Origin of the sequence: Christiangramia marina, from assembly GCF_048285865.1 — a bacterium.
Lineage (GTDB): Bacteria > Bacteroidota > Bacteroidia > Flavobacteriales > Flavobacteriaceae > Christiangramia > Christiangramia marina.
The window spans coordinates 38,807-46,888 of sequence record NZ_JBLVTK010000002.1 but is presented as its reverse complement, the minus strand read 5'-3'; the positions used below and the strand labels follow the sequence as shown (position 1 = coordinate 46,888).

Here is an 8,082-nt window from a genome sequence, read left to right as displayed (position 1 = left end):
TGTAAAAACAGCTTAATAGCCGCTTGCGCAGGTCTATTTATAATTTCTGTAGGGTTTGTTGCTTGTTCAAGCGATGATCCCGATGCAGAAACTAACGAAGAGATAATTACAGAATTACATGCCGCTTATTCAGCATTTAATCCTGAAGCAACTACTATTTATTTAGATGGATCTGAAGTAGTAATTGAAACTACCGGCCTGCCAAATCATGAATCGGTTTACTGGGGTGAAAATCATCCTCTTTATTTAGATGAGCCAGTTGTGAGGTTGACACCATCTATAATGTCCAGTAATAATAATGCTACAACAATTAGGGTTGATGCTACACCAAACTACACAGGAAATACAGTTGCAACGCAATTAGGAACTATTGGAATTGCAGTTAGCGGTGCTTCGTTATTTAATGATCAGGAAGGTGGAGGAGCATTGGACCAGGCTGCTGCTAGTCTGGATTGGACAGGAGGACATATTGGACCTGGCGTTTATCATTACCATTTAGAACCAAAAGCATTTACAGATGACGATGATAAATTGGTTGGAATTTTACTTGATGGAGTATTTCTATATGGAAGAAAATGTAATTCTACAGGAACTTATCCTACAGATCTGGATGGTTCTGGTGGTCACACTACAACCACGCAATATACATTAGGTGGAGAAGAATATCATTACCACATCATCAATGAGTTGTATTCAAATACAGGATCTTATATAGCATTTACCGGCCCATACCAAGGTTATTAAGAGTTATGAAACCATCATCTTATATAGTAGTCTTTTTTTTATTAGCATGCATGGGGTGTATGGAAAACAGAGATCCCGAAGGATTGAAAGAAGTTTTAAATGCTGACCAGAAAATCGTCATCGATTCGGTTGAGGTTTTAAAAGAAACGCTTGAACTTAACCAATTAGAAGGTCGGTGGTATTATAAGGGTAAACCTTATTCCGGCTATGCATTAAAATTACACGCTAACGATACGCTTGGAGAAAAACTGGGTTTCCATAACGGAAAAAGGGAAGGTCTTGCACAACAATGGTCAGAAAACGGAGTATTGCGAATAGAATCCTATTATTCTGATAATAAATTAGATAAATTTTATCGAACGTGGTGGGAAAATGGAGTTCTGGCTTCAGTAGTAATCTACGAGAATGGAAAAAAACAGGGAATGGAAAAGCAATGGTATCCAGACGGGACTTTGGCTAAACAACGAATGCTGGTAGAAGGAAAGGAAAGTGGTTTACAAAAAGCATGGTTACCAAATGGGGTCTTATACGTGAATTATGAGGCTCTTAATGGAAGGATCTTCGGAATGCGAAGAGCAAATTCTTGCTATCAATTAGATGATGAAAAAATTATAGAATATGATGAACTTTAAATATTTAATATCTGTAGCACTAATTAGTTTTACCAGCTGTATGGAGGTGAAAAAGGAGAATATCGCAGTGGTTGAAACCAGCAGAGTAGAGCATCTGCCATATTACGACGACGAGTCTTTTACTCCTAAATGGTTGGAACCCGGAAGTGAGGAAGAGCGGAATTTCCATTCAATTTCAGATTTTCATTTAGTAAATCAAATGGGGGATTCTATCACACAGAAAACCTTTGAAAATAAGATTTATGTAACTGATTTTTTCTTCACGATCTGTCCTGGAATTTGCCCACAAATGACTACCAATATGAAGATGATTCAAGAAGAGTTCAAGGACGAACCCGATGTCCTTTTACTGTCACATTCCGTGATGCCTTCCACAGATTCTGTAGAGGTACTAAAGGAATATGGAGAAATAAACGGAGTGATAGATAATAAATGGCATTTAGTAACAGGTGATAAAAAAGAGATCTATAGCTTAGGTAGAGAACAGTATTTTGTAGAAAATGATTTAGGTGAGCCAAAAAGCATTGATGATTTTCTGCATACCGAAAATTTTTTGTTAATCGATAAGAACAAACACATACGGGGTATCTATAACGGTTTGAACAGGGCTTCAGTAGCTCAATTAATCACAGATATCAAAACGCTTCAGGAGGAATAATTTGCTTCGGAACATTGCTATATCAAATTATTTCCCAATACAGAAATATTGAACCCTAGCTATTACTGGGAAAAAATGCGAGGTACAAAAAAGGTACAAGAAATTAACACAAAAAATAGCAATAAAAATCTCCCCATTTTTGTTTGTGTTCTTTCGTTAGTGAAATCACTTGGTATATATTTATTATTCAGATTCTGAAAAATGGTAATCCAGTTTAGTGAATTCTCAAGGTTTTACTATCCAATTTAAACGGTTTTTGATAATTCATTCCAGGTTATTCAAGTTCTATCATCTTCATTTTAATTAAAGATAACAGGATTAAGTATAGATTGTTTAAACGGTTGTAAAATGATATCGGGGATGTCTAAGTTAATATCTGAATAATTCTCACAACAAAATAATGTAGAACTAATAGCTCTTCAAATCCTAATTTTTAGTAAAGTGGAATAATATTTTAATCCTGAGCAACTTTCAACTTACCCCATTGGTATACATCATTTACGGTAAGTAGTACCATTAGAATCAATCCAATATGTAAATAATTCAAATTGCTAAGATGAAAAAATCCAATAATAAATAAAAAAGCTCCAACGGCATATCGAGGAAGATATATTCTCTTAGGGTTCTCTTTGGAGATAAGAATTTGAATGGTACTCATTATTATTAAGAATAAACTTATGGAAAAGAGAACAATCTGTCCTGGCAAGAATTTTCCATTAACATGATCGCTGTGAATATGGTGTAATGTATATTCTAAGGAAATACCTACGAGAGCTATAGATAAATAAACAAAGAATTGGCCATAACCAAATTCAAATACATTTTTAATCCTTTTAGATAAGTTAGCTGAAAACCCATAACCGCAATCAAAATACATCCACCATAAACATATAATGAGTAAATACGAACCTGCTAGAGTGAACCACGTTTCAGCAGTAAGTGACTCAGAAAAATTTGCAGCAATAGCCACCACTGATTCGCCAAGCAGTATTATAGTAAATAATCCATGACGTTCTATGATGTGTTCTGAATGCAGAGGAACGTTGCTTTTGCTCATATACCAACCTAAAATTGGACCCAAGACTTCTAAAATAAATCCAGCTCCAATTAAGTAAAATGCTAATTGGCCGGAGACAAATAATGAAATAAGGATCATCAAAGTGCTTAAACCATAGCCTAGCAAAAAACTCCTTGCATTATTCTTGAGTGTCTTTCCTCGTCTTAGAACTCTACTCCACAGATATAATAATATACAATTTATTAAAAGGTAATAAAGGGAGGCGATAAATATGTCGCCCTCTAAAATTGATTCTAATTGACTAATGATTCCCAATGCAGGAAAAACTAATAGTAGATAAGCTAGTCTATAAGGGACATCGTCGTTATCATACATTGTTGCATACCAAGTAAACCTATTCCATATCCAAAACATTAAAAGGAATAAGAAGCTATAATTCGTAAGAGACTCCCAGTGAAAACCATCCTCAAAAATTACTCCTAGTCTGGAAATACCCACCACAAAAGCAAGGTCAATAAACAGTTCTATCCATGTTGCTTGTCGGTGATTTTCAGTATCACTTCTAATTTCAATTGGTTTTCTAAAAATTTTCATAAGCATAAGTGAGAATTCATAATCCTAGAATTTACCTAAAACTCTTATCATTCTGCAGAAGCACGAACTTCAACTGTTAGATTTACTTATTCTGAGAGTCTTCCGAATTTATTTAAACATTTCTTGATTATCAAGTGCGTGTAATACCAATAGATAATCTAATTACTATAGGTTTAATTGATCTAAAATAATTGATTTTGCATCAAAGCTTTTTAATTCAACCTAACATACTCGATTTGAAAGAGGTACAACTATTCTCCTTCATACGACTTCTTCTCTCTGGTTATTAAATTTAGGTAATAAAACTTCTTTTAATTGATTAATTGCCTCCTTCACAGGAGTCTCAGATTTACGAAGATTTATAGCCATATGATTTACTCCGGCGTCCTCATATGATTTAAATATTTCTGTAAGATTATTTATACCAACTGCTCCACCAAATCGATGGGGCGCAAATTTGGCATTCTCATCCTTTAGAAGATTTAAGTGAAATGCGGAAATATATGGTTTGGATGCCTGATCATTATCATATAAAGCATTGCACCAGTATTTTCTGTTTTCAAATGTTTCATTGACAGGGCGCGGATAATTGAACCAGGCATTAGCATTTCTAGCTATATAATCAATACTCTGTCCCGAATGACCAGCCACAATAATTGGTATATGACCTTTCGGCTTAGGATATACTTCTATAGCGCTAATTAAAAAATCGAACTTAGTTTTTAAATTACTGTTTGTTTTCCAAGCTTCTTTTATGATGTCAAGATTGTTTCTAAAGATTTCTGGTCTTTTTTGATAGTCGATATTATACATTGGGAACTCCACAGGTCTGTCTCCAATACCCAAGCCCAACAAAAGTCTCCCATTGCTTAAATTTTCTATGGTAGCAGCAGCTTTCGCTAACTTAATTGGCTGCTGCAAGGGCAAAACAATGGCAGCAGTACCCAATAAAATGTTTTTAGTTGCTGCAGATAAATATCCCAAGTACGGCAAAGTGTCAAACAATTGTGCACCATCACCGAAATTAGGGTCATAGACAGGAACATCTCGCATCCATAAAGCTGCGAAGCCTGCTTCGTCAATTTGTTTTGCCAGTACTAAATGGTTAGAAATATCTGGAACTCCAAAAGGTCTGTTATCTTCCAATCTTTTGAGATTTCCTTCTGATGACCAGTCATTATCTAAAGGAAATTCTACACCAAGTGTCATTTTACCTGGTTTGTATAGCTTTTTAAATCGATTCATAATATCTTTATTAAATTCATCAGATATCCTTTAAGGACACCTGATGAATGATGGTATTAAGTATTCCAGATTTTTTCTGCAGTGTATGGTCCGTTTTCAACTTCCCAAAATTTACCATCTATAAAACGGTGTCCTTTATCTAAACCCTTCAGCAAAGCCATATCTTCTTCAGTAAGCATATGGTTTAATGTCTCTAAATTCTGAAGTAATCTGGCTTCATTTGTAGATTTAGGAATTACTGCGATGCCTCGTTGTATGGTATATGCCAATGCGACTTGTGCAGGCGACATATGTCTTGCCTCGGCAATGGTTTTTATGGTATCATTTTCTAACAAACGAAGCGAGCTATTGTCATCTACAAGCGAACCCAAAGGTGCATATGCTGTTAAATGCATATCATAATGTGCGCATATTGCTTTTAGTTCCTTTTGCTGTAAAAATGGATGCATTTCCACCTGATTCATCTCTGGTCGATGCACTGCAGTTGTCATTATTTCTTTTAAGTGATTTTCATTGAAATTGCTCACGCCAATATGTTTTACACGTCCTTGCTCCAGAGTAGCTTCCATCCCTTTCCAAGTATTAGTTAATGGCACTTCTGATAATGGAATAAAATCACATGCTTTTTCTGGCATTTCCGTTCCTTTTCTAAGAGCTACAGGCCAGTGGATTAGATACAGGTCTAGGTAATCTAGTTGTAAATCTTTTAAAGTTGTATTCAGAGCAGGAATCACATTCTCTTCACCGTGGGAAGCATTCCATAATTTTGAAGTTACCCATAAATCTTCACGCGTAACTAAGCGTTGTTTTATGGCTTCGCCAATGGCGTTACCTACTTCTTTTTCGTTTCCGTAAGCCGCAGCACAATCTATATGTCTGTATCCTATTTTAATAGCTGAAAGTACAGCATCGTACACTTCATTTGGTTCAGAACGAAACGTTCCCAAACCTAAAATTGGCATTTCGTCGTTGTTTCTAAATTTTAATGCAGTCATTATTTATACTATTTATATCTTTTCTCTTTTGAATAAAACTAGGGTTAACAAGAATCCTACGATGACTAAAATACCTCCAACCCAAGGAGTCGCTTCAATACCTAAGCTCGATTCTACAACTATTCCACCTATAAAGGCACCAATAGCGATACCGACGTTAAATGCTGCAATGTTTAATGCAGATGCTACATCTTCGGTACCTGGTAAGTATTTTTCAGCCATTTTCACCACGTATAATTGTAAAGCAGGTACGTTTGAAAACGCTAATATTCCCATAAAAAATAATGTGATTATGGCAAAAATCTGACTGGTGGCTGTGAAGTATAATACAAATAATACCACTGCTTGTAAAGCAAACATGACCAATAATGCTTTGCCTGGTTTGTTGTTTGAGACTTTACCACCGACAATGTTTCCTATAGCTATGGCAATACCATAAATTAGCAGGAATACACTAGTCATATTTGAAGAAAAACCGGTTACTTCTTCCAACAAAGGAGTCAAATAGGTAAATGTGACAAACGTACCTCCATAACCAAATGCAGTAATGGCTAATACTAATAAAATAGAAGGATTCTTAATCACCTTTAATTGGTCAATCAGTCGTAATGGCGCCGATTGTTTGATTTTTTTAGGAACCAAAGCCAAACTAGCTATTGCACCAATTAATCCTAATAATGCAACCCCAATAAAAGTAGCTCTCCATCCAAAATTCTGACCTATGTATGTTCCTAAAGGTACACCGGTTACGATAGCCACAGTAAGACCTGCAAACATTATAGAAATGGCCGTTGCTCTTTTGTCCTTTGGTACCAAACTAGCTGCAATGGTAGACCCGATAGAAAAAAATACACCGTGTGCAAAACCTGTCACAACTCTTGATACTAGCAACAATTCAAAACTTGGTGAAATGGCTGCTAATCCGTTACCCACAATGAAAAGCAACATAATTCCCATCAGTAATTGTTTTCTAGGAATTTTACCGGTTAAGGCGGTTAATACGGGCGCACCAATGGCAACACCAATGGCGTAAAGACTGACTAATAAACCTGCTGATGTAATTGATGTGCCAAGATCACTTGCAACTGTAGATAGTAAACCTACGATTACAAATTCTGTTGTTCCTATGGCAAATGCACTTATAGTTAACGCCCACAATGCTGCAGGTAAACCTTTATTCTTTACTTTCTTTTTTTCTAAGCTTAATGTATTCATAACTTTTGTACTCAAATGAAACTGTTGAGTCTAAACTGAGACTCAACAGTTTTAATTATTTATTTAATAGCAACAGGATTTATTTGTACTTGAGTAGATCCTTCATATAAAGGATGCCCTAACACGAATAAGAATTCCCATACTTCATCTTTAGCCAATTCATCAACGAGGATATTTTCAAGAACTTGTACTCCGTAATCCGTGGCCATCATTTGATTGACTGGAAATGAAACCTCGCTGTTTTCATGGGGTACTGCTTCGAAAGACCAATTGTCTGCACCTACTGCTACAACACCTTTTTTTCCAAGATATCTGGCAGCTTCGGTTCCAATTCCAGGACCACCGGCTAAATATCTTTCATTGTCTTTACCCATTAGTTGAGTCCAACCAGTATAAAACAGCACTACATCACCCTTGCGGATTTCAATATTCTCCTTCTTCAATACTTCTTCAATATCCTTAACGGTAAACACTGTGCCTTCCTTGATGATGTCCTGATCAAAATGTTCTCTCATGTCTAGAAGAACCCCTCTTGTAACTATTGGAGGTAATTTTTCCAATCCCAACTTTTTAACTCCGGTGACGGTGAGGAAATCCTCTACTTTATGCCCGTTATAGTGAACATTATTCTTTCCGTAGTGAGCTAATCCATTGATTTGAGATCCTACGCCGGTCCATCCAATTAACTTATCATCTACATAAGTAAATTTATTAGCCCCAGCAGTTCCAGTTTCAGGTTGAGAGGTTTCCACATGAAAATAACGGTGTCTAAATGCTGCTGTATTTTCATTAACGACCATACCCAGACGATATACTTTACCTTCAGTAACCAATTTAACTGCATCCAATACTTTATCCTCGTCTAAAAGGTTAAGGGCGCCAATCTCATCGTTTGGTCCATAGGGAGATTCCGGAACCTCCTGGGCCATAGCAGATGTTCCAATGAACGCTATCATTAGGATATTTAAACATGCAGTTGAT

The 8,082-nt window shown here is 36.0% G+C and carries 8 protein-coding genes; 3 read left to right on the top strand and 5 right to left on the bottom strand.

The window, feature by feature from the left end:
• Positions 1-39 precede the first annotated feature (39 nt).
• The 3 genes from ACNKXS_RS06695 to ACNKXS_RS06685 are packed head-to-tail and all read left to right on the top strand — an operon-like array spanning position 40 to position 2,034.
• On the top strand, positions 40-744 hold the full coding sequence (locus tag ACNKXS_RS06695; protein WP_417920836.1) for a YHYH protein: 705 nt from the start codon (positions 40-42) through the stop codon (positions 742-744).
• 59 nt (positions 745-803) lie between these two features.
• Positions 804-1,376 carry a toxin-antitoxin system YwqK family antitoxin gene (locus ACNKXS_RS06690; RefSeq protein ID WP_417920189.1) on the top strand — a complete coding sequence of 191 codons (573 nt, stop codon included), beginning with the start codon at positions 804-806 and terminating at the stop codon, positions 1,374-1,376.
• Positions 1,363-2,034, top strand: coding sequence for an SCO family protein (locus ACNKXS_RS06685; RefSeq protein ID WP_417920188.1), 672 nt, complete (start codon positions 1,363-1,365; stop codon positions 2,032-2,034). Before ACNKXS_RS06690 ends, ACNKXS_RS06685 begins: the two co-directional genes overlap by 14 nt.
• A gap of 454 nt (positions 2,035-2,488) precedes the next feature.
• On the opposite strand, the gene ACNKXS_RS06680 is transcribed toward ACNKXS_RS06685, so the two are convergent.
• The 5 genes from ACNKXS_RS06680 to ACNKXS_RS06660 all read right to left on the bottom strand — a co-directional run.
• Entirely contained in the window at positions 2,489-3,646 is a 1,158-nt protein-coding gene (locus ACNKXS_RS06680; protein WP_417920187.1) for a low temperature requirement protein A, read from the bottom strand.
• 261 nt (positions 3,647-3,907) lie between these two features.
• Positions 3,908-4,891, bottom strand: coding sequence for a TIGR03571 family LLM class oxidoreductase (locus ACNKXS_RS06675; RefSeq protein ID WP_417920186.1), 984 nt, complete (start codon positions 4,889-4,891; stop codon positions 3,908-3,910).
• Between the two features lie 56 nt (positions 4,892-4,947).
• Positions 4,948-5,886 carry an aldo/keto reductase gene (locus tag ACNKXS_RS06670; protein ID WP_417920185.1) on the bottom strand — a complete coding sequence of 313 codons (939 nt, stop codon included), beginning with the start codon at positions 5,884-5,886 and terminating at the stop codon, positions 4,948-4,950.
• A gap of 12 nt (positions 5,887-5,898) precedes the next feature.
• Entirely contained in the window at positions 5,899-7,116 is a 1,218-nt protein-coding gene (locus ACNKXS_RS06665) for an MFS transporter (RefSeq protein ID WP_470271652.1), read from the bottom strand.
• Between the two features lie 44 nt (positions 7,117-7,160).
• Positions 7,161-8,082 (bottom strand): cyclase family protein (locus tag ACNKXS_RS06660; protein ID WP_417920184.1); only part of this gene is annotated, 922 nt, incomplete at its 5' end.